The organism is Phytohabitans rumicis (genome assembly GCF_011764445.1).
In the GTDB taxonomy this organism is placed as follows: domain Bacteria; phylum Actinomycetota; class Actinomycetes; order Mycobacteriales; family Micromonosporaceae; genus Phytohabitans; species Phytohabitans rumicis.
In genome coordinates this window covers 6,409,675-6,429,866 of sequence record NZ_BLPG01000001.1, presented here as the reverse complement: position 1 = coordinate 6,429,866, position 20,192 = coordinate 6,409,675, and the positions used below count along the sequence as shown (strand labels likewise).

Below are 20,192 nucleotides of genomic sequence, written 5' to 3'. Positions count from 1 at the left end.
GCAGCGGCGAGATCCACCGTGTTGACACGACGCAATGAACGTCGATCGCCAACAGGAGGAATCTCGTGTCGATTCGGGGATATCGAGGAATAGGGCGGCGGCTGATCGGCGCCCTGGTCATCGCCACAGCGCTGTCCGGCGCTGCGGTGACCGCCGGGGTGGCCCACGACGTGGCCGGCGGCGCGCAGTACGCGTACGCGGCGACCACCCGGGCCACCATCGCCGCCACGGCCAACGCCGAGGTGGGCAACAGCGAAGACAACGGCGGCTGCCTGAAGTACGGCCCCTGCAGGACGTACGAGTGGTGCGCAATGTTCGCCCAGTGGGTATGGCGAACCGCGGGAGTGTCGCCCACCATCGACACCTGGGTCGCGACCAAGGTCGGGACGTGGGGCATCGAGCGCGGCCTGTTCAAGCGGCGCCCCGCCGGCCAGGCCGGCAACCCGCTTCCGGGGGACATCGTCGTCTACGGCGAGCCCGGTTCGGGCGAGGGCGGCCACGTGTCCATTGTGTACTCGGTGAACGGCGACGGCACGATCACCACGATCGACGGCAACTACAGCGAGGCCGTGGCGCGCCGGACCATCAACCCGGTCACCGCCCGCGCCGGCGCCCGGAACGTGCTGATCTCCGGGTACGTCACGCCGCCCGGGGTCGTCGACGCGCCACCGATTCCGTCCGGCCCGATGTACCACCAGGTCCGGTTCGCGGACGGGTCCGGCTGGTCCGGCTTCCAGCCGCTGGCCGGCTACGGCACCGCCCAGCAGGGCCGGGCCCGCGACATGGCGGTCGCCGGGATGCCCGACGGCTCCGCCCAGGTGCTCATCATCGGCGCCGACGGCGGCGTCTACCACGAGATCCGCAACGCCAACGGCACCTGGACCGGCCTGCAGCCCTTGCCCGGCATGGGCACCACCGCCACCGCGCTGGGCAGCCGGGTCGCGATCACCGGCCTGCCGGACGGCTCGGCGCAGGTCCTCATCATCGGCGCGGACGGCGGCGTGTACCACCAGATCCGCAACGCCAACGGCACGTGGACGGGCTTCCAGCCGCTGGCCGGCATGGGCACCCCCACGATGGCGCACGGCAGCGACGTGGCCATCGCGGGCCTGGAGGACGGCTCGGCGCAGGTGGTCATCGTCGGCGCGGACGGCGGTGTCTACCACCAGATCCGCAACGCCAACGGCACGTGGACCGGCTTCCTGCCCCGTCCGGGCATCGGCACCACTGACACCGCGAAGGCGAGCCGGGTCGCGATCGCGGGCCTGGAGGACGGTTCGACGCAGATGCTCATCGTCGGCGCCGACGGCGGGATCTACCACCAGGCCCGCTACCCGTACGGCCACACCCAGTCCGACCCCGACGCTCCGGACGTCGTCCGGGTCTGCCAGGTCGAAACCGGCTGCTGGAGCGGCTTCGCGCCGGTACAGGGCATGGGCACCACGGACACCGCCCACGGCAGCGACGTCACCATCGCCGGCCTGCCGGACGAGTCGGCACAGATCGCCATCGTGGGCGCCGACGCCGGCATCTACCACGAGACCCGCGACGCGGACGGCGTCTGGAGCGGCTTCCAGCCCCTGCCCGGCCTGGGCACCCCGGAGACGGCGCGCGGCACCAACGTCGCCCTCGCCGGCCTGCCCGACGGCAGCGCCCAACTCACCATCGTCGGCCCGTACTAAACAGCACCCGCGGAAGAGAGAACGCTCATGCGTATCCGTCGAATAATCCACACCGCGTCGCTCGGCGTACTCGCCGTCGCCGCCGCGCTGACCACCGGTGTCCAGCCGGCCAGCGCCAGCCTGCAGACCGACTACATCGCCGTCGCGGGTCCAGCCGCCCAGACGGTCATGCAGCAGTACGACATCCCCGCGTCCGTCACGGTGGCACAGTCCATCCTGGAGTCCAACTGGGGACGGAGCGGACTGTCGGCGAACGACCGGAACTACTTCGGCTTCAAGTGCACGACGGCCACCAACCCCGGACCGATCGCGATCGGCTGCCATGACTACCCGACCACGGAGTGCACCCCGACCTGCCACACCGTGCACGCCTACTTCCGGGTGTACACGTCGATGACGGACTCGTTCCGCGACTACGGCCGGCTGCTCACCACTAGTTCCAGCTACGCGGACGCGCTGCCGTACCGGCACGACCCGGACCGCTTCATCCAGGAGATCGCCAACCCGTACGCCACCGATCCCGACTACGCCAACAAGGTCATCAACCTGATGCGGACGTACGACCTGTACCGCTTCAACAGCGGCGTACAGGTGGGTGGACCGATGTATCACCAGGTCCGGTTCGCGGACGGGTCCGGCTGGTCCGGCTTCCAGCCGCTGGCCGGCTACGGCACCACGGCGCAGGGCAGCGCACGGGACATGTCCGTCGCCGGGATGCCCGACGGCTCCGCGCAGGTGCTCATCGTCGGCAACGACGGTGGGGTCTACCACGAGATCCGGAACGCCAACGGCACCTGGACCGGCTTCCAACCGTTGCCCGGCATGGGCACCACCGCCACCGCACAGGCCAGCCGGGTCGCCATCGCCGGCCTGCCGGACGGCTCGGCGCAGGTCCTCATCATCGGCGCGGACGGCGGCGTGTACCACCAGATCCGCAACGCCAACGGCACCTGGACGGGCTTCCAGCCGTTGGCGGGCATGGGCACCACCGACATGGCCCGCGGCAGCGACGTCGCCATCGCCGGCCTGCCCGACGGCTCGGCCCAGGTGCTCATCGTCGGCACCGACCGCGGCGTCTACCACCAGATCCGCAACGCCAACGGCACGTGGACCGGCTTCCAGCCACGCCCCGGCGTCGGCACCACGGACACGGCACAAGCCAGCCGGCTCGCCATCGCCGGCCTGCCGGACGGTTCGTCGCAGATGCTCATCATCGGCGCCGACGGCGGCGTCTACCACCAGGCCCGCTACCCGTACGGCCACACCCAGTCCAATCCCGACAGTCCGGACGTCGTCCGGGTCTGCCAGGTCGAAACCGGCTGCTGGAGCGGCTTCGCGCCGGTACAGGGCATGGGCACGACCGACACCGCCCACGGCAGCGACGTCACCATCGCCGGCCTGCCGGACGAGTCCGCGCAGATCGCCATTGTCGGCGCCGACGGTGGCATCTACCACGAGATCCGCAACCCGGACGGCGCCTGGACCGGCTTCCAGCCGCTGCCCGGCCTCGGCACCACCGAAACGGCCCGCGGCATCAACGTCGCCCTCGCCGGCCTGCCCGACGGCAGCGCCCAGCTCACCATCGTCGGCCAGCGCTGACCCTCGATAGAAAGCTAGAAAACCAGGCGGGTGCGGCCCAGTGGGCCGCACCCGCCACTCTAGTGTCGGGCCACGCTCGGACCGGGCAGGTGAAGCCGGGCGTAGGCGCTGTCCGGATCGGCGGAGAGCCGGGCGTAGGTACCCCGCTCGACGAGCCGGCCGTTCGCGAACACCGCGACCTCGTCGGCGGCCCGGGCGGCGGCCGGGCGGTGCGTGATCAGGATCGTGGTACGGCCGCGGGCGACCACCGCGAACGCCTGGTCGATCCGGGCGCGCAGCACCGGGTCGTCGTCCGTGCAGTCGGTGACCACCATGACGTCGGGCCGGTACAGGTAGGCGTGGGCCAGCGCCACCAGGTACTGCTCCGCGGCGGACAGCGTGTGCCGATCCCGGCCCCGGCCGACGAGCGTGTGCATGCCGCGGTCCAGCTCGTCGAGCCATCCGGTGAGGCCGAGGTCGGCGCACGCGCCGGCGACCTGGGCGTCGGTGACCCCTGGCAGGCCGAGCCGGATGTTGTCCGCGACCGTCCCGGCTATCACGAACCCGTTGCGGGGCAGCGACAGCACCCGCGGGCGCAGCGACGCGAACGGCACCCGGGTCAGCGGCACGCCGCCGAGCAGCACCCGGCCGGCGTCCGGGTCGGCGATGCGGGTGAGCAGGTCGGCGACGGCCGGGTGGCCCGCACCCGGCGTACCCACGAACGCCATCAGCCGCCCCGCCGGGATGTCCAGGTCGACCTCGGCGAGCCGGCGGCCACCGCCGGTGTCGCAGCAGACCGACTCGAAGCGGATCCCGACCGGGCCGGGCGGGAGCGCCACGCCGTCCGCGCCGGGATCGCGTACCCCGGGAAGTGGCGCGTCGAGACGGCGCAGGCCGTCCGCGGCCTGCCGCGCCTCCCCGATGGCGCCGGCGATCGCCTGCGCCGGGTGCACGAGCGTGACCGCGAGCAGGGCGACGGCGATCGCCCGGCCGATCTCCAACCGGCCCTCGATGCTGAGCGCCAGGCCGGTGCCCACGGCGAGCGCCACCGCGACGGCGACGCTGAACTCGCGCAGCCCGGTGAGCGCGGCGCTGGCCCGCACCGCAGCCACCGCGGCCTCGTCCCGGGCGCGCAGCGCCTCGTCGATGCGCTGTTCCGCCGCCCGCCGGGCGGCCGCCGCCCGGTGCATCGGGGCGGTCAGGAGCACCGCGCGGGAAACGACCGCGAGCTGCTCGTCCTTCGCCGTTGCCCGGGTGCGGGCATTGGCCAGCCGCCGCTCGACGAGCCGGGCGCCGACGACCAGCGGGGCGAGACCGGCGTACGTCGCGATGGTGATCAGCGGGGAGTACACGAGCATGGCGATGGTGGTGAACAGCACCTGTACGACGGCGGCGGGCAGCGCGTAGTTGTCCCACCTGACGTAGCAGGACACGCCGTCCACCTCGGCGGCCAGCCGGTCGAGCAGGGCGCGCCGGTGCTGGCGTACCTGGGCCGGGGTCAGCGCCCGGACGGCGCTCAGCGTCCGGTCCCGGACGGCCGCCAGTTTCCGCTCGGTCCACTCCGACAGCCGGACGCTCAGCAGGTACGCGGTGGCGCCCCCGGCGGCGAGCACCAGCATGACGGAGGCGGCGAGCGAGCCCGCGGCGCCCAGCGGTACGCGGTGGTCCACGACCAGCTCGACGACGATCGCGACGACGACCCGGCCCGCGGCGGCCGCGCCAGCGGCGAGCCCGCCTACCACGAAGAGCCTGGCCAACCAGGTCGACCACTGGGTACGCATGAAGGGCCGGACCGGAAGCACGGCTCGGGAAAGGAACGCGGTCACGCGGCGACCTCCTGTCGATCGGCCTCGGGCAGTGTGATGGCACCGACGCCCGGCTTTCCTGGCCCACTCCGCGGTGGGCGGGGGCCCGGCGGATGGTGGTCCGGCAGGCGTGGCACGTCGTCCCGCCGCGACGGAGCACGGCGTACGCCCTCGGCGCGGCGGCCAGCAGGGCGAGGCGGTCGACGCAGTGGTGCCGCTCGGTCGCCTCGGTCGCCGCGGTGTCGGCGCAGGTCGGACCGTCCACAGCGGACGGTTCCCGGTCGCCCTCGGCGATGCTGACGACCGCGGCGTACCCGGGCACGTGCTCGAGCAGCCAGTCGTGCGGACCCCGGGCGGCCACACAGCCGCCGTCGAGGTGCACGACCTCGTCGGCCAGCGCCAGCACCGCGCGCCGGTTGGTGACGACCAGCGCGGAGACGTACGGCGCCGCGCGCAACTCCGCCGCGATGGCCGCCTCCTGCGCCGCGGGCAGCGGCCGGTACGTGTCGTCGACGACGATCAGATGCGGCCCGTCGCGGACCGCGCGGATCGCCCGCCGCACCTGGTCGAGGTCGGCGGTGACCCACGTGATCCGCGCGGCGAGCGACTCCTCGGTGAGCTCCCGCAGGTCGGCGCCGTCCAGCATGACCGCGCCCGAGGTCGGGTCGACCAGGCGGCCGGCCAGCGAGGTGATGGCGATGCCGAGTTCCGTGTCCGCACCGCAGATGGCGACCGTACGCCCGGGCGGCACGGTGAAGTTGAGGCCGGTCAGCAGCGTCCGCCCGCCCGGCGCGTCGAGCCCGACGTCCTCGAAGCGCAGCGTGCCCAGCTTCCCGGGTCCGCCCGCCGGCAGCGTGACCGAGCCGTACGCCATGCCGCCGGTGTGTCGGTTCCGGCGCTGTACGCGGTGCCAGCGCACGACGCTGGCGGGCAGCTCGCCCAGCAGCCATGCCGCTGCCCGTATGGGCAGCGCCAACCCCATGAACAGGAACGCGGCGGTCACCACCGCTACGGCACCGCCGTCGCCGTCGCCGGCCCGCCACATGGCCAACGGCACGACCGAGATCGTGCCGAGCACCGGCAGCAGGTCGAGCACCTGCGTGAACCGGGTGCGGAGCGCGTCGAGACGCACCCGCTCGTCGCACAGCGCGGACGAGGCGGTCGCGAACCTCCGGCCCGCGCGCCCCTCCCCCGCGGCGCCGGCCGCGGCCCAGTCGACGCTCTCGGCGGCCGCGGCGCGCACGCCGGTGGCGAGCGTGCCGATCCGCCGCGACGGCCGGGTGAGGCGGTACAGGTACAGCAGGCTGACGGTGACGATGACGGCCAGGACCGCCGCCCCGGCGGCGCCGACGACCCAGTCGATGAGGAGCATGACGGCCACGGCGCCGATGGCGACCACCGCGGTGCCGAGGACGAACGGCAGGGCGGTCACCGGGTACCACAGGCGCTCCCGGTCACCCCGCACAACGGCGAGCGCCTGCTCGGAGAAGTGCCCGTCCGCCCACTGCTGCGGGCGGCGCAGGTACGCGTGCACGGCGGCCGTCCGGTCGGCCGCCGCCAGGCTGATCTGCGCCCGCTCGGTCGCCACCCGGGCCGTGTAGATCCCGGCACCGCGGAGCACACCGAGCACCAGGATCCCGCCGACGGCCGCGATGACCAGCCCGATCCCGGCGGACGGGGCCGTGCCGGGGTCTCGCGCGACCTCGCCGAGCCCGACCGCCCAGACCACCGGGGCCGCCCCGGCCACGACGGTCGCCGCGAGCGCGGCCGCGAACCACCACCGGCCGCCCTCCAGCGCGTGCCGGACCATGCCGTACGCCTCGACCCGCAGCCGGGCCGTGAACGGGGCCGGGCGGGCGCGGCGGCCGGGTTGGCGCGGCGACGGCGCGGGCGCCGAGCGCGCGCTCGGCGGGGTCGGCTGCGCCGCCGGTGCCTGCACCGGCCGGTGACAGACCAGGATCTCGCGGGCGAGCAGGACCGCGAGCGGCGTGAACGCCTCCGGGCGGGCGCCGGCCTCGGCGACCAGGCTCTCCAGGACCGCGATCGCGGCCTCGCCGTGCTCGACGTCGCCGCACAGCCGCCCCATCCGCGCCACCCCCTCGTTCTGCATCGCCGGTACCGGGCTGGTCAGCTCGTTCAGCGCGGTGAGGTACGCGATGTACGCCGCGTCCGCACCGCGCCTGTCGGCGGTGGCCAGTAGCCCGGCCACCGCGGCGGCGTCGACGTCGTCCGGCGCCAGCGGGATCGCCGCGGGCGCCTCCTCATGGTTTGGCCCGCCTGGTTCGATGCCGGCCATCGTTCGCTCGTCGTTCATTCCATCCCTCGTCGTCCTCGGATCTTGTCCCGGAAGCATCGGCGTCTTGAGCGGACGGTCTCGATCGGAATGCCGTGCCGCTCGGCGATCTCCGCGTCGGAGAAGCCGGCAGCTTGGTCGATGACTGCGGCTTTGGTCACCGGATCCGCACCGGCGAGCAGCGCAGCGGCGTGCGCGGCGTCGTCGACGCGGTCGAATTCGCTGCGTGCCGGCACGGAGCCGGCCTCCGCCTCGATGTCGTCGGTCAGCCCCGCGGCCCGGATGCGACCGCGCTCGGCCCGCCACGCGTCCAGACAGTTCGGCAGGTGCAGGGCCACGCCGTTGACGAGGTGGGTGAGCGGGGTGTTCCCGCCTTCCGGCCGCCACGCGTTCCCGTGGCCCATCCGGACATGTTCCTCGAAGGTCCGCATCGCGTCGCCGAGGAGCGTTCCGGCCAGTTCCCTGAACTCGTCCGGAGTAGGGAACTCACCGGCCAGCCAGGCGTACGGAACGCCCAGCCGCCGCGCGCGTTTCACGAGTTCCGCCAGGTCCAATCCGAGCACCTGGCGGAACGCCGCCTCCATCAGCGCGGATCGGAACGCGTCCCAGTCCGGGCCACGAAAGCCGTCCGTGCGCAGCTTCTCCCACTCTCTATGGATCTCATCTCCCTCCTTCATTTTGATCAACTCCCGCACTCGCCACATGGAACGCGGGGTGGGACCTTCGGTGGTTGGACGTCCAGGCCGGGGTTTGGTCCGCAGGCTCGTCCGGGCTGAAGTGCGTGATCGCAAGCTCCTCGCGCGGGGACTGGTCAAGGTCTATGGGTCGTACCGGGGTATCCGAGCGGTGCTGCCGAAGCCCTATGTAGGCGAGCGCGCAGGAATGGGAGTGACTCAAGTCACAAAATCTCCGGCATATGCGCACATATAAGGAGAGGTTGGCGAGGCCGCGACGGCAATCGCAGTACTACCCGACGGCAGTACTACATGAGGGAATTGAGGAAGCAGTGCAGAACACGGTGCTTGTCACCCGAAGGTTGGGCGCGAACGCCCACGGCAGCCGGTGCTACTCCCCAGCGCGTGCCCGAACATCTTCGAGCTCAACACGGGCGACTACCTCGCGGTGGGCCGCGACGTCACGGCGTACATGCGGCGCCTGCTGCCGGTGGACGCCGGCTGCGCCGAGGACGAGGCGATCGTGCTGCTGCCGCAGCGGGTCGTGGTCCTGGCCGCGCCGGAGATCCTCGCGGCCTGACCGTCCACGTAGGCCGGTGACACGCCGGGGTGCGGTCAGGCGGCCGCGCCCCGGTCGAGGTCGCGGTAGACCTCGTCGCCGAGCCGGGCGATCCGCGCGTCCTCGGTGCCGTCGATCACCATCGCCGCCCGCTCCGCCGCCGCGGCGGCCCAGTAGCGGCGCATCACCGGACTGGTCAGCAGGTGCCGCAGCTGCCGCCGGACGGCCTCGTCGGAGTCGCCGGCGACCGTCATGGCGAGCGCGACGTGCTGGAAGATCAGGTTGGCGTAGATCAGCTGGCGCCGGTCGGCCGGATCCGCCGCGGCCGGCGGGTGCGGCCAGACGTCCGCGAGCGCCGGATCGTCGATGCTCATCCGCACAAGCTCGAAGTGCAGCATCCGCATGCTCGCCTCCGCGCTCCGGCGCAGCTCCTCGCTCGACCGCTCGATGGCGTCCCGCTGCAGCCGCAGCTCGGACTGCTGCACGCGCAGCTCGCGGAACTGGATCCAGAGCGTCACGATGAGCGCCGCGAACGCCAGCCCGGACAGCAGGCTGTCGAGCACGCCGAACGACTCGCCGACGTTGGCCCACCGGCTCCACGCCTCCGGGCTTTCCATCCCGGCGATCGCGGCGGCGACCACGACGCCCGCCGCCACGATCGTGATCACGAGCATCAGCGCCACCACCATGGCACCGGCGGCCATCAACAGCCGGCTGCTCCCACCCTGCCCGCCCGCACCCACACCCATCGCCCACCACCCACCCGCGACGCTCCGTGCATGGACAAGTATGAGCGAGTAGCGCTACGCGTCCGCGCGGCCGGCTGGCACACTCGGTCACGTGAGCGGCGACGTGATGGCGGTGGACGGCGAGTTGGAGAGCCTCAGCCTGGTACAGCTGGCGGTGACCCGGCTGCGGCGGGAGCTCCTGTCCGGCAAGACCGAGCCCGGCGAGCGGCTGGTCGAGGAGCAGCTCACCCGCCGCCTCGGCATCAGCCGGGCGCCGCTGCGGGAGGCCCTCCGGCTGCTGGCCGAGCAGGGACTGGTCGAGCACGTGCCGCGCCGCGGGGTACGGGTCGCCACGCTGTCCGACCGGGACGTGCGCGAGCTGTACACCGTACGCGATGTCCTGGAACGGCATGTCGTGGAGACGGCGCTGCCGGTGCGCCGGGAGGCCGACCTGGCGGGCATGCGGGCCGCGCTGGACGAGATGGCCGAGGCGACCCGCGGCGGCGACCGGCTGCGGATCGCGGAGGCGCACCGGCGCTTCCACGTGGCGCTGGTCGCGCTGGCCGGCAACCGGCAGCTCGTCCAGGTGCAGGAGTCGGTGCTGGTCAAGCTGCAGCTGTACATGGCGCTCAACCTGAGCCGGGAGGCCGCGTCGGCGCACGAGGACGACGGTTTGCACCGCCACGAGCGGCTCTTCGAGACGGTGGCGGCCGGCGACCCGCAGGCCGTCCTCGCCGAGTTGGCGTCTCACGGCGCCCTCACCTACCTGGCGTGAGGGTCGCGTCACAGCGTTGTAATGCGCACGCGAGGTGGTCGAAACACGACGGTCGACAATCGACTGTATGCCAACCATCGGATCGATACGCGCCGAGCCGTACGCCTGGCCGTACGACGGCACGGTGCCGGTCGAACGCACCGCGCTGCTCTGCATCGACTGGCAGACCGACTTCTGCGGCCCGGGCGGCTACGTCGACGCCATGGGGTACGACATCGGGCTGACCCGCGCCGGGCTGCCCGCCACCGCCAAGCTCCTTCACCACGTCCGGTCCCTGGGGATGCTCGTCATCCACACCCGCGAGGGCCACGACCCCGACCTGTCCGACCTGCCACCCAACAAGCGCTGGCGCTCCGCCCGGATCGGCGCCGAGATCGGCTCGGCCGGTCCGTGCGGGCGCATCCTCATCAAGGGCGAGCCCGGCTGGGAGATCGTGCCGGAGGTGGCGCCGGCGCCCGGTGAGGTGATCGTCGACAAGCCCGGCAAGGGCGCGTTCTACGCCACCAACCTGGATCTGGTGCTGCGTACGCACGGCATCACGCACCTGATCCTCACCGGCATCACCACCGACGTGTGCGTGCACACCACCATGCGCGAGGCCAACGACCGCGGGTACGAGTGCCTGATCCTGTCGGACTGCACCGGCGCCACCGATCCGGGCAACCACGCCGCGGCGCTGCACATGGTCACCATGCAGGGTGGCGTGTTCGGCTGCGTGGCCACGTCCGAGGACGTGATCGCGGGTACGGCATGGTGACCGTCGGGGCGCGCCCCTTCCCGTACACCTTCGAGCCCGCGACGGCGGCGCTGCTCGTCATCGACATGCAGCGCGACTTCCTGGAGCCCGGCGGCTTCGGCGAGAGCCTCGGCAACGACGTGTCCCAGTTGCGCCGGACGATCGCGCCCACCGCGGCGCTGCTCGCCGGCTGGCGCGCCGCCGGACTGCCGGTCATCCACACCCGCGAGGGCCACCTGCCCGACCTCAGCGACTGCCCGCCGGCGAAGCTGGCGCGCGGCGCGCCCAGCATGCGCATCGGGGATCCGGGCCCGAAGGGGCGCATCCTGATCCGCGGCGAGTACGGGCACGACATCATCGACGAGCTGGCGCCGCTGCCCGGCGAGCCGGTCGTCGACAAGCCCGGCAAGGGCGCGTTTCACGCCACCGAGCTGCAGTCGCTGCTGGACCGCGACGGCATCCGCAGCCTGGTGGTCACCGGCGTGACGACCGAGGTGTGCGTGCACACGACGGTCCGCGAGGCCAACGACCGCGGGTACGAGTGCCTCGTGCTCGCAGACTGCGTCGGCTCCTACTTTCCGCACTTCCACGAGACCGGGCTGGAGATGATCGCCGCGCAGGGCGGGATCTTCGGCTGGGTCGCCTCCTCGTCCGACGTCCTCGCTGTCCTTCCATCGGGGGTACCGTCATGATCAAGTTGCCCTACTGGGTACGCGGAGACACCAACGCGTTCTTCGGTTTCGGCGTCAACGTCCTGGTCAACGTGCTCACGCTGACCGCGCTGTGCATCGGCGTCATCCACCTGCCCGGCGACAACGTCTTCGGCGACGTCCTGCCCGCGCTCGGCATCGCCCTCGTGTTCGGCAACATCTACTACACCGTGCTCGCCCGCCGGCTGGCCCGCCGGGAGAACCGCGCCGACGTCACCGCCATGCCGTACGGCCCCAGCGTGCCGCACATGTTCATCGTCATCTTCGTGATCATGTTGCCGATCTACCTGCGTACCCAGGATCCGGTGCGGGCCTGGCAGGCCGGCGTCGCGTGGGCGTTCATCATCGGCGTGATCGTGCTGATCGGCGCGTTCGTCGGGCCCTACATCCGCAAGTACGCGCCGCGGGCCGCGCTGCTCGGCACGCTCGCCGGCATCTCCATCACGTTCATCTCGATGAACCCGGCCGGCCGGATGTGGGACCTGGCCTGGGTGGCGCTGCCGGTGTTCGCGCTGCTGCTGGTCGGGCTGCTCACCGACGTGAAGCTGCCCGGCAACATCCCGATCGGCCTGGCCGCGCTGCTGCTGGGTACGGCCATCGGCTGGATCGGCGGCGCGATGTCGGTGCCGGACGTCTCCGCCGCCGCCAAGGACATCGCGTTCGCCGTGCCGTCGTTCCACTTCGGACTGCTCTTCGACGGCCTCGGCGACATGGCTCCGCTGCTGGCCACCGCGATCCCGCTCGGCGTATACAACTTCACCGAGGGCATGACCAATGTGGAGAGCGCGTCGACCGCCGGCGACAACTACAGCCTGCGCAACGTGCTGCTCGCCGACGGCGCGGGCGCCATCATCGGTGCCGCGCTCAGCTCGCCGTTCCCGCCCGCCGTCTACGTTGGACACCCCGGCTGGAAGGCCGCCGGCGGCCGGACCGGGTACTCGATGGCCGCCGGCGTGGTCATCGCGATCCTGTGCTTCCTCGGCATGTTCGGCCTGCTCGGCGCGATCTTCCCGACCGCGGCCATCGTGCCGATCCTGCTCTACATCGGACTGTTGATCGGCGCGCAGGCGTTCCAGGCCACACCGCGGGCGCACGCCGCCGCCGTGGTGGCCGCCCTGATACCGAACATCGCCGCCTGGGCCACCGGCCAGATGGACAACGCGCTCGCGGCCGCCGGCACGACCGCCGCCGAGGTCGGCGACGACGCGCTCGCCGGGGCCGGCGTCGTGTACCACGGCCTGCTCGTGCTCGGCCAGGGCGCGATCCTCGCCGGGCTGGTCCTCGGCGCGATCGTCGCGTTCATCATCGACAAGCGGTTCCGGCATGCCGCGATCTTCGCGGCCGCCGGGTCGCTGCTGGCGTTCATCGGGCTGATCCACGGCGAGAAGATCGAGTGGAACGCGAACGGGCAGGTGGCTCTCGGGTACCTGTTCGTGGCGGTGATCTGCGGGGCGTTCGCGCTCGCGAAGATCCCGCCGCGGGTGCCCGACGAGGAGGAACTGGCACTCGACCGGCTGCACGGCGGCACCGGCGAGGCGCCGCGCGAGAGCGCTCCGGTGGCGTCGTAGGTGGGCGCCGTGCGGATCGACCGGCCGGAGGTCGTCGCCGAGGTGGCGGCGGCCTTCGCCGGCTACGAGAAGGCGCTCGTGGACGGCGACGCCGACCTGGTCGCCGGCTACTTCTGGGAATCCGCCGCCACCGTGCGGTACGGCATCGCCGACCACCAGGTCGGGTACGCCGAACAGCTCGCCTGGCGGCGCGCCCAGTCGCCACTGCCGCCCGGCCGCAAACTGCGCGACACCCGGATCAGCACGTTCGGCACCGACTGCGCCGTGACGACGACCTTCTTCACGTACCCCGGTCGCCGGGTCGTCGGCCGCCAGTCGCAGACCTGGATCCGCTTCCCCGAAGGCTGGCGGATCGTCTCCGCCCACGTCTCCGAGATCCCCCCGCCCTGACCCTCCCCCGAGTCCCCTCTTCCCGTCCCTCTTCCCGTCGATCAAGGGCGAACGGTCGTGGTTCGATCTCCAATCCACGACCGTTTGCCCTTGATCGACGCGGAAAGCCTTGATCGATGGAGATTTGAGCTGCCGCGATGCCCGTCGTGGTCCGGGCCGTTGCTCCCGCGGCCGCACCCTCCGCGGTTGACGACCCCGTACCCCGCGAGCGGTGTCCCTGTCGGACCCCGGCGGGCTTGTCTCGCGGACCCGGCAGCGCAGGTCGGGGATTTCGGCTCGCTCTGCGAGCCGCCGACCTGCGCGGTGCCCGCGGGAGCATGCGGCCCGCAGGTGAAGCGGACCGGGGCGCGGATCAAGGGCTTCCGCGTCGATCAAGGGCGAACGGTCGTGCTTTGATCTCCGATCCACGACCATTTGCCCTTGATCGACGCGGAAGCCCTTGATCGGCGCGGAAAGGCCCTGGTCGGCGTGGAAAGGGCCTGGTCGGCGCGGAAAGGGCCTGGTCGAGCGGAGGTCGAGGTGGGTGGCGGCCCGGGTTAGCGGTGGTGGGGGTGCCAGGATCGCATCGCGTCGTCTACCTGGTCGGGGGTGAGCGGTTCCGGTCGCAGCGGCGTCACCGCCCCGGGTCCGGCGCGTAGCCCGTCGATGATGATGGACAGGTAGCGGCGCCAGGCGTCCGGGGCCACGTCGCGGGTGTAGTCGACGACGGCGCCGAGCATGATCGCGATGAGCGGCATGTCCGTCGCCGCGACGTCCGCGCGGAGCCGGCCCTGCTCCTGGGCGCGGGCGACGAGCCGGGTCACGAGCGGCTGGAGGGCGTCGCGGACTCGGGCGACGCGGTCATGACCGAACCGGCGGCCGAGCAGCACTTCGCGCAGTCCTCGATCGAATGCCTGCAGCGTGTTGGTGCCTTCCAGGAAGGTGATCAGAGCGCGCCAGGCGTCCGGGTCGGCCAGCGCCTGCTCACCCACCGCGACCACCTCGCGGAGCCGGTCTTCGAACAGGGCGTCCACCAGGGCTTCCTTGGTGGGGAACCGCCGGTACACGGTGCCCACGCCGAGTCCCGCGTGGGCCGCGATCTCGTCCAGCGAGACGTCGAGCCCGCGCTCGGCGAACAGCAGTTGCGCCGCGTCCAGGATCCGCCGCCGGTTGCGCTCGGCGTCCCGCCGCAACGGCCGGGCCGCCTCGCCGTCGCGTTCCGTCTTGGTCAAGGCCATGTGACGAGCCTACCAATAAGTTGAGGAGTTGCCTCCGGTTAGTGCTACCGTCTACCGAGAACCGGAGGGATGGCCTCCGATTTGCGTTCGGGAAGGGACGCCACGATGACCCGCACCACAGACACGGTCGTACGCGGCCCAGGCGTCGCCGCCGAGGCGGAGGATCCGCACCACGCCCGGCGATGGCTGATCCTGGGCGTACTCGGGCTGGCGCAGTTGATGGTCGTCCTGGACGCCACCATCGTGAACATCGCGCTGCCCACCGCCCAGAAGGCCCTCGCGTTCTCCGACAGCGACCGGCAGTGGATCGTCACCGCGTACGCGCTGGCCTTCGGCAGCCTGCTGTTGCTCGGTGGGCGGATCGCCGACGTTTTCGGCCGCAAACGCACGTTCCTGGTCGGCCTGCTCGGCTTCGCCGCGGCATCCGCGCTGGGCGGCGCCGCCGGCAGCTTCGAGGTCCTGGTCGCCGCCCGCGCCCTGCAGGGCGTGTTCGGGGCGCTGCTGGCACCTGCCGCCCTGTCGCTGCTGACGACCACCTTCACCAGGCCCGACGAGCGGGGCAAGGCATTCGGCGTGTTCGGCGCCATCGCCGGCGCCGGCGGTGCCATCGGTCTGCTGCTCGGCGGCGTCCTGACCGAGTACCTGTCGTGGCGCTGGTGCCTGTACGTCAACCTCGCCTTCGTCGCCGTCGCCGCGGTCGGCGCGGCCGTGCTGCTGCACCACGTCAAGGCCACCCACCGCCCGAAGCTCGACATCCCCGGCATCCTCACCGCGTCCGCGGGTCTCTTCGCGCTCGTCTACGGCTTCTCCAACGCCGAGACGTACGACTGGAGCGACCCGATGAGCTGGGGCTTCCTGGCCGCGGGTGGAGTCCTGCTGGCGGTGTTCGCCTGGCTGCAGACCCGCGTCGCGCACCCGCTGCTGCCGCTGCGGGTGCTCCTGGACCGCAACCGCGCCGGCTCCTACATCGCGGTGTTCATCTCCGGCGCCGGCATGTTCGGCGTGTTCCTGTTCCTCACCTACTACGCGCAGGCCACGCTGGGCTACTCCCCCGTCAAGACCGGGCTGGCGTTCCTGCCCATGGTCGGCTTCCTCATGATCTCCGCCACCACGTCCACCAGCGTGCTGATCCCCCGGGTCGGTCCCAAACCGCTGGTCGCCGCCGGCATGGCCATCTCCGCGGCCGGCATGGTCTGGCTGACCCGGCTCGACCTGGACAGCACCTACGCCGCGCACATCCTGCCCCCGCTGATCGTCCTGGGCATCGGGTTCGGCCTGATCATGGCGCCCGCGATGAGCATGGGCACCTTCGGCGTACAGGCGTCGGACGCCGGCGTCGCCTCCGCCACCGTCAACACCAGCCAGCAGATCGGCGGCTCGATCGGCACCGCGCTGCTCAACACGCTCGCCGCCAGCGCCGCCGCCGACTACCTCGCCAGCCGGCAACCCACGCCCGATGTGATCGCGCACTCGATGCTGCACAGCTACCACACCGCGTTCTGGTGGTCGGCCGGCTTCTTCGCCGTCGGCGCCATCGTCTGCGGACTCCTGCTGCGCGCGGGAGTGCCCGAGGTCGACCCCGACGCCGAGCCCGTGCTCGTCCACTAGGCACCGACATGTTTGCCTACCCACGCCGGCCGCCGCACAGCGGCGGCCGGCGGGAACGCCCACGCGCCATCCCGGAACTGCTGCTCGTCGCCGCCCTGTTCCTCGCCTACAAGCTCGGCCGGCTCGCCGTCGCCGGCGACATCTCCACCGCGTACGCCAACGCCGGCCACATCTGGGACCTCGAACGCGTCCTCGGCCTGCCCAGCGAAGCGGCCCTGCAACACGCCGTCCTCGGCCACGACTGGCTCGTCCGCGCCGCCAACCTCTACTACGCCGGCGTGCACTTCCCCGCCACCGCCGCGCTCCTGCTGTGGACGTACCTGCGCCGCCCCGCCCTCTACCGCTGGGCCCGCACCACCCTCGCCTGGCTCACCGCCGCCGGCTTCGCCGTCCACCTACTCCTGCCGCTGGCACCGCCCCGGCTGCTGGCCGCCACCGGCATGCTCGACACCGGCCAGGCCCTGGGGCCCAGCGTCTACGGCAACCCCACCAGCGACGTGCTCGCCAACCAGTTCGCCGCGATGCCGTCCCTGCACGTCGGCTGGGCCGCCGTGGTGTCCATCGCGCTCATCCGCGCCAGCCACGGCCGGTGGCGCTGGCTCTGGCTGCTCCACCCGCTCGCCACGCTCGCCGTCGTCGTGGTCACCGCCAACCACTACTGGCTCGACGCCGCCGTCGCCCTGGCGCTGCTCGGCGCCATCCACCTGGTGCGGCTACCGCGGTACGTCCACGCCCGGCCCGCCGTGCCGGCGGCGCGCGCGGCGACGCCGGCGAGCGCATAGGGTCCCGGGAGTTCGACGGTGATGTCGAGGCCGCCGCCGGGCGGGGCGGTGACCGCGATCCGTCCCCGGTGAGCGAGCGCCACCGCGCGCACGATGGACAGGCCCAGCCCGAGGCCATCGGTCCGGACGCGGGCCCCCTGCCCGTGCACGAACGGTTCCAGCAGCGTCTGTGCCTCGTCGGGCGGGATTTCCCGGCCGGTGTTGGAGATCCGCAGGACCGCGCGCCCGTCCGCCGTACCGGTGGAGATCGTGAGGTGCCCGTCCGGGCGGTTGTAGCGGACCGCGTTGTCGACCAGGTTGTCGACCATCCGTTCCAGCAGGACGGGTTCGCCGCTGACCGGCGCCGGCCGCAGATCCTTGTGTACGGCGAGGTCGCGCGCCCGTTGCCCGGCGGCGTCGAGGGCGGCGGCCGCGATGCCGGCCAGGTCGGCCGGTTCGCGCGCGCCGATCCCGGCCTGGCTGCGGGCCAACAGCAGCAGCCCATCCAGTACGCGCTGCACGTGCTCGACGGCGGCGCTCACGTCGCCGGCCATCGCGAGCAGCTCGGCGCGGCTGGGATCTCCGTCCAGGGTGACGTCGATCGCGGTACGCGCGGTGGTCAGCGGCGTGCGCAGCTCATGGGCGGCGTTGGCGGTGAACAGCCGCTGGCTGGCCAGGATCCGGTCCCGCTCGGCGACGCCGTGCTGGATGCGGTCGAGCATCCCGTTGACCGTGCCCGCCAGCACGGACAGCTCGTCGGCGGGCACGGTGATCGGCACCCGCTCGGTGAGGTTCTCGGCGGACAGTCGCCGTGCGGTGGCCGAGATCGCGCGGATCGGCCGCAGCACCCGCCCCGCCATCAGCCACCCGAGTACGGCGGCCAGCCCGGTCACCACGATGAGCGCCAGACCGGCCTGGGTCAGCAGGGCGGACAGGGTCTCGCTCTCCACCCGGTCGGCGAGATCGCGCAGTCCCTGTGCCGGCTGGGGCGTGCCCGGAGGCGGGCCGCCGGACGGGTCCAGCTCGGTGAAGAATGACCGGTGCCGCAGGTTCCGCTGCATCAGCACGTAGGTCAGTGCGGTCAGCGCCGCTCCGGCGGCCAGGACCAGGGTGGTGAGCAGCAGGGTCAGCCGCGCTCGGGCGGTCAGCCTCATCCGGCGATCCGGTAGCCGGCGCCGGTCACGGTATCGATCAGCGGCGGGTCGCCGAGCTTGCGGCGCAGCGTGCCGACGGCGATCCGGACCGCGTTGGTGAACGGGTCCGCGTGCTCGTCCCACACCTTGTCCAGCAGGGTTTCCGCGCTGACCACGGCGCCACCGGCGGCCAGCAGCTGCTCCAGTACGCCAAACTCCTTGGGCGTCAGCCGCAACAACCGCCCGTCCCGCTCGGCGGTGCGCCGGGCGGGATCCAGCGCCACGCCGCCCGCGCGCAGCACCGGCGGGCGGGCCGGGGTGCTGCGCCGTACCAGGGCGTGGACCCGCGCGACCAGCTCGGAGAACGCGAACGGCTTGCCCAGGTAGTCGTCCGCGCCCAGCATCAGTCCGCCGACCCGGTCCTCGATGGCGTCGGACGCGGTCAGCATCAGCACCCGCGACGCACCCTGTTGGGCGAGCTGGCGGCAGACGGTGTCGCCGTGCACGACCGGCAGATCCCGGTCCAGGACCACCACGTCGTACGGCGTGATCTCGCACTTGTCGAGAGCGCTCCGGCCGTCGGCGGCGACATCGACGGCGAAGCCGTGCTTGCGCAGCCCGGCCGCGATGTACCCGGCGAGGGGTTGCTCGTCTTCGACCAGGAGCACGCGCATCCGGGCAGTATCGCAACGCCCGGGTATGGAACGAATATGGATCATGGATCGGCCGTCGATCGGCGCCGGTCGGTAGATGTGGTCACCGTCGAATTCCAGGAAGAAAAGGGTGATTGACCATGACCACGACTCGCCGATCGGCTCTCCAGCTGCTGGGCGCCACCTCGGTCGCCGCCACCGCGGGGCTGGCCGTCCAGGCCGCGGGCTCGCGACCCGCCGCCGCGCATACCGGCTCCCCGTCGAGGCGGGTACCCGAGGGCCTGCGCCCCGGCGGTGAACTGGACCTGCTGATCGCGGATATGGCGGCCAGGGACGTGTTCTCCGGCTGCGTGCTGATCACGTACCGAGGCCGGACCGTCCTGTCCCGGTCGCACGGCATGGCTGACAAGGCGCGGTCGGTGCCCAACGGACCCGACACACTCTTCGGCCTGATGTCGATCGCCAAGCTGTTCACCGCCGTGGCGGTGGCGCAGCTGGCCCAGCGCGGCCTCCTGCGGTACTACGACACGGTCGGCCAGCACCTGGACGGGTTCGCGGCCGAGGTCGCGGACCGGGTGACGATCCATCACCTGCTGACCCACACGTCGGGCCTGGGCGACCCCTTCGGGGACCCCGGGTTCTGGGAGGCGGCCCGCACGTGGACCAGCGTGCAGCAGGCGATGGACGGCGTCGGCGGGTTCGTCCGGAGGCAGACGCTGGCCTTCCCACCCGGCGCCGGTAGCGGGTACAGCAACTCGGGGTACCACGTGCTCGGGGAGATCGTCGCCCGGGTGTCCGGGCAGGAGTACCACGACTACGTCCGCGAGCACATCTTCCGCGCCGCGGGGATGGGCAGCGCCGACTTCTACACCCCGCCGCGGCTTCGCGATGACCGCCGCATCGCCCACGGCTACTACCGCCCCGAGGGGTCGGCGGACCGGATCGAAAACCTCGGCGAACAGATCTTCCTGCCCGGCGCGTACGCGACCTGCGCCCAACTGGAGCGCTTCGCCCACGCGCTGTGGGAAGAGAAGCTGCTGAACCCGGCGTACACGCGGCTGACGCTCAGCCCGAAGGTGCCGATGCTGCCGCCGCCCGGACCGGTGGCATTGACGGTGTTCACCGGCTACGGCCCGGGCGCCACGCTCGCCGGCGACCGGTGGTCGTACGGACACAGCGGCGGCGCCAGCAACGGCGGCGTGGGCGAGCTGGTGTTCTACCCGGACAGCGGGTACGTCACCGTGATCCTGTCCAACTACGAGATGGAAAGCATCCGGGGGATCCCGGGCCTGACCCGGAAGCTGATCGTCGAGCAGGGGTAG

19 protein-coding genes and 1 pseudogene are annotated in these 20,192 nt (G+C 72.2%); 14 read left to right on the top strand and 6 right to left on the bottom strand.

The genetic code is table 11. The features are described from left to right. The first annotated feature begins 65 nt into the window (after positions 1 to 65). Positions 66 to 1,682 (top strand): CHAP domain-containing protein, encoded by a 1,617-nt coding sequence (locus Prum_RS29420; protein ID WP_173079428.1) that lies wholly within the window; start codon positions 66 to 68, stop codon positions 1,680 to 1,682. A gap of 27 nt (positions 1,683 to 1,709) precedes the next feature. After that, complete coding sequence (locus tag Prum_RS49765; protein WP_218577383.1) at positions 1,710 to 3,281, top strand: glucosaminidase domain-containing protein; 1,572 nt, start codon at positions 1,710 to 1,712, stop codon at positions 3,279 to 3,281. A gap of 59 nt (positions 3,282 to 3,340) precedes the next feature. Here Prum_RS49765 and Prum_RS29410 read toward each other — a convergent pair whose 3' ends face one another. After that, positions 3,341 to 5,086, bottom strand: a complete 1,746-nt coding sequence (locus Prum_RS29410) for an ATP-binding cassette domain-containing protein (RefSeq protein ID WP_173079427.1) — start codon at positions 5,084 to 5,086, stop codon at positions 3,341 to 3,343. Between the two features lie 92 nt (positions 5,087 to 5,178). On the opposite strand from Prum_RS29410, the gene Prum_RS29405 reads away from it, so the two are divergent. The 3 genes from Prum_RS29405 to Prum_RS29395 are packed head-to-tail and all read left to right on the top strand — an operon-like array spanning position 5,179 to position 7,265. Continuing rightward, complete coding sequence (locus tag Prum_RS29405) at positions 5,179 to 6,666, top strand: hypothetical protein (protein ID WP_173079426.1); 1,488 nt, start codon at positions 5,179 to 5,181, stop codon at positions 6,664 to 6,666. Between the two features lie 51 nt (positions 6,667 to 6,717). Further along, positions 6,718 to 7,014, top strand: coding sequence for a hypothetical protein (locus Prum_RS29400; RefSeq protein ID WP_173079425.1), 297 nt, complete (start codon positions 6,718 to 6,720; stop codon positions 7,012 to 7,014). Then, the gene (locus Prum_RS29395) at positions 7,011 to 7,265 is read left to right on the top strand and encodes a hypothetical protein (protein WP_173079424.1); all 255 of its coding nucleotides are present in this window, start codon (positions 7,011 to 7,013) and stop codon (positions 7,263 to 7,265) included. The genes Prum_RS29400 and Prum_RS29395 overlap by 4 nt, the downstream gene beginning before the upstream one ends. 110 nt (positions 7,266 to 7,375) lie before the next feature. On the opposite strand, the gene Prum_RS29390 is transcribed toward Prum_RS29395, so the two are convergent. Continuing rightward, entirely contained in the window at positions 7,376 to 8,035 is a 660-nt protein-coding gene (locus tag Prum_RS29390) for a hypothetical protein (RefSeq protein ID WP_173079423.1), read from the bottom strand. A gap of 385 nt (positions 8,036 to 8,420) precedes the next feature. Here Prum_RS29390 and Prum_RS29385 point away from each other — a divergent pair, with 385 nt between their 5' ends. After that, entirely contained in the window at positions 8,421 to 8,612 is a 192-nt protein-coding gene (locus Prum_RS29385) for a hypothetical protein (RefSeq protein WP_173079422.1), read from the top strand. A 35-nt stretch (positions 8,613 to 8,647) separates the two neighbouring features. Here the strand turns inward: Prum_RS29385 and Prum_RS29380 are convergent, their stop codons facing one another. Continuing rightward, positions 8,648 to 9,340, bottom strand: a complete 693-nt coding sequence (locus Prum_RS29380) for a DUF6082 family protein (RefSeq protein WP_173079421.1) — start codon at positions 9,338 to 9,340, stop codon at positions 8,648 to 8,650. Positions 9,341 to 9,431: 91 nt separating this feature from the next. Here Prum_RS29380 and Prum_RS29375 point away from each other — a divergent pair, with 91 nt between their 5' ends. From Prum_RS29375 to hpxZ, 5 genes are all read left to right on the top strand, one after another. Further along, positions 9,432 to 10,094 carry a GntR family transcriptional regulator gene (locus Prum_RS29375; RefSeq protein WP_246278167.1) on the top strand — a complete coding sequence of 221 codons (663 nt, stop codon included), beginning with the start codon at positions 9,432 to 9,434 and terminating at the stop codon, positions 10,092 to 10,094. A gap of 67 nt (positions 10,095 to 10,161) precedes the next feature. After that, complete coding sequence (biuH, locus tag Prum_RS29370) at positions 10,162 to 10,851, top strand: biuret amidohydrolase (RefSeq protein WP_173079420.1); 690 nt, start codon at positions 10,162 to 10,164, stop codon at positions 10,849 to 10,851. Next, entirely contained in the window at positions 10,845 to 11,522 is a 678-nt protein-coding gene (locus Prum_RS29365; protein WP_173079419.1) for a cysteine hydrolase family protein, read from the top strand. The genes biuH and Prum_RS29365 overlap by 7 nt, the downstream gene beginning before the upstream one ends. Continuing rightward, entirely contained in the window at positions 11,519 to 13,108 is a 1,590-nt protein-coding gene (locus Prum_RS29360) for a regulator (RefSeq protein ID WP_173079418.1), read from the top strand. Before Prum_RS29365 ends, Prum_RS29360 begins: the two co-directional genes overlap by 4 nt. Positions 13,109 to 13,117: 9 nt before the next feature. Continuing rightward, the gene (gene hpxZ, locus Prum_RS29355; RefSeq protein WP_173079417.1) at positions 13,118 to 13,498 is read left to right on the top strand and encodes an oxalurate catabolism protein HpxZ; all 381 of its coding nucleotides are present in this window, start codon (positions 13,118 to 13,120) and stop codon (positions 13,496 to 13,498) included. Positions 13,499 to 14,034: 536 nt separating this feature from the next. Here the strand turns inward: hpxZ and Prum_RS29350 are convergent. Next, positions 14,035 to 14,715 carry a TetR/AcrR family transcriptional regulator gene (locus Prum_RS29350; RefSeq protein WP_173079416.1) on the bottom strand — a complete coding sequence of 227 codons (681 nt, stop codon included), beginning with the start codon at positions 14,713 to 14,715 and terminating at the stop codon, positions 14,035 to 14,037. Between the two features lie 105 nt (positions 14,716 to 14,820). Between Prum_RS29350 and Prum_RS29345 the strand changes: the two genes are divergently transcribed. Both Prum_RS29345 and Prum_RS52045 read left to right on the top strand, forming a co-directional pair. Next, complete coding sequence (locus Prum_RS29345) at positions 14,821 to 16,323, top strand: MFS transporter (protein WP_173079415.1); 1,503 nt, start codon at positions 14,821 to 14,823, stop codon at positions 16,321 to 16,323. Between the two features lie 8 nt (positions 16,324 to 16,331). Next, positions 16,332 to 16,970 (top strand): annotated as a pseudogene (locus Prum_RS52045) (phosphatase PAP2 family protein); the annotation flags it as partial. Between the two features lie 8 nt (positions 16,971 to 16,978). Here Prum_RS52045 and Prum_RS29335 read toward each other — a convergent pair. Beyond that, positions 16,979 to 18,238 (bottom strand): sensor histidine kinase, encoded by a 1,260-nt coding sequence (locus Prum_RS29335; protein ID WP_218577382.1) that lies wholly within the window; start codon positions 18,236 to 18,238, stop codon positions 16,979 to 16,981. Further along, entirely contained in the window at positions 18,235 to 18,891 is a 657-nt protein-coding gene (locus Prum_RS29330) for a response regulator transcription factor (protein ID WP_173079413.1), read from the bottom strand. Before Prum_RS29330 ends, Prum_RS29335 begins: the two co-directional genes overlap by 4 nt. A gap of 119 nt (positions 18,892 to 19,010) precedes the next feature. Here Prum_RS29330 and Prum_RS29325 point away from each other — a divergent pair, with 119 nt between their 5' ends. After that, on the top strand, positions 19,011 to 20,192 hold the full coding sequence (locus Prum_RS29325; protein WP_173079412.1) for a serine hydrolase domain-containing protein: 1,182 nt from the start codon (positions 19,011 to 19,013) through the stop codon (positions 20,190 to 20,192).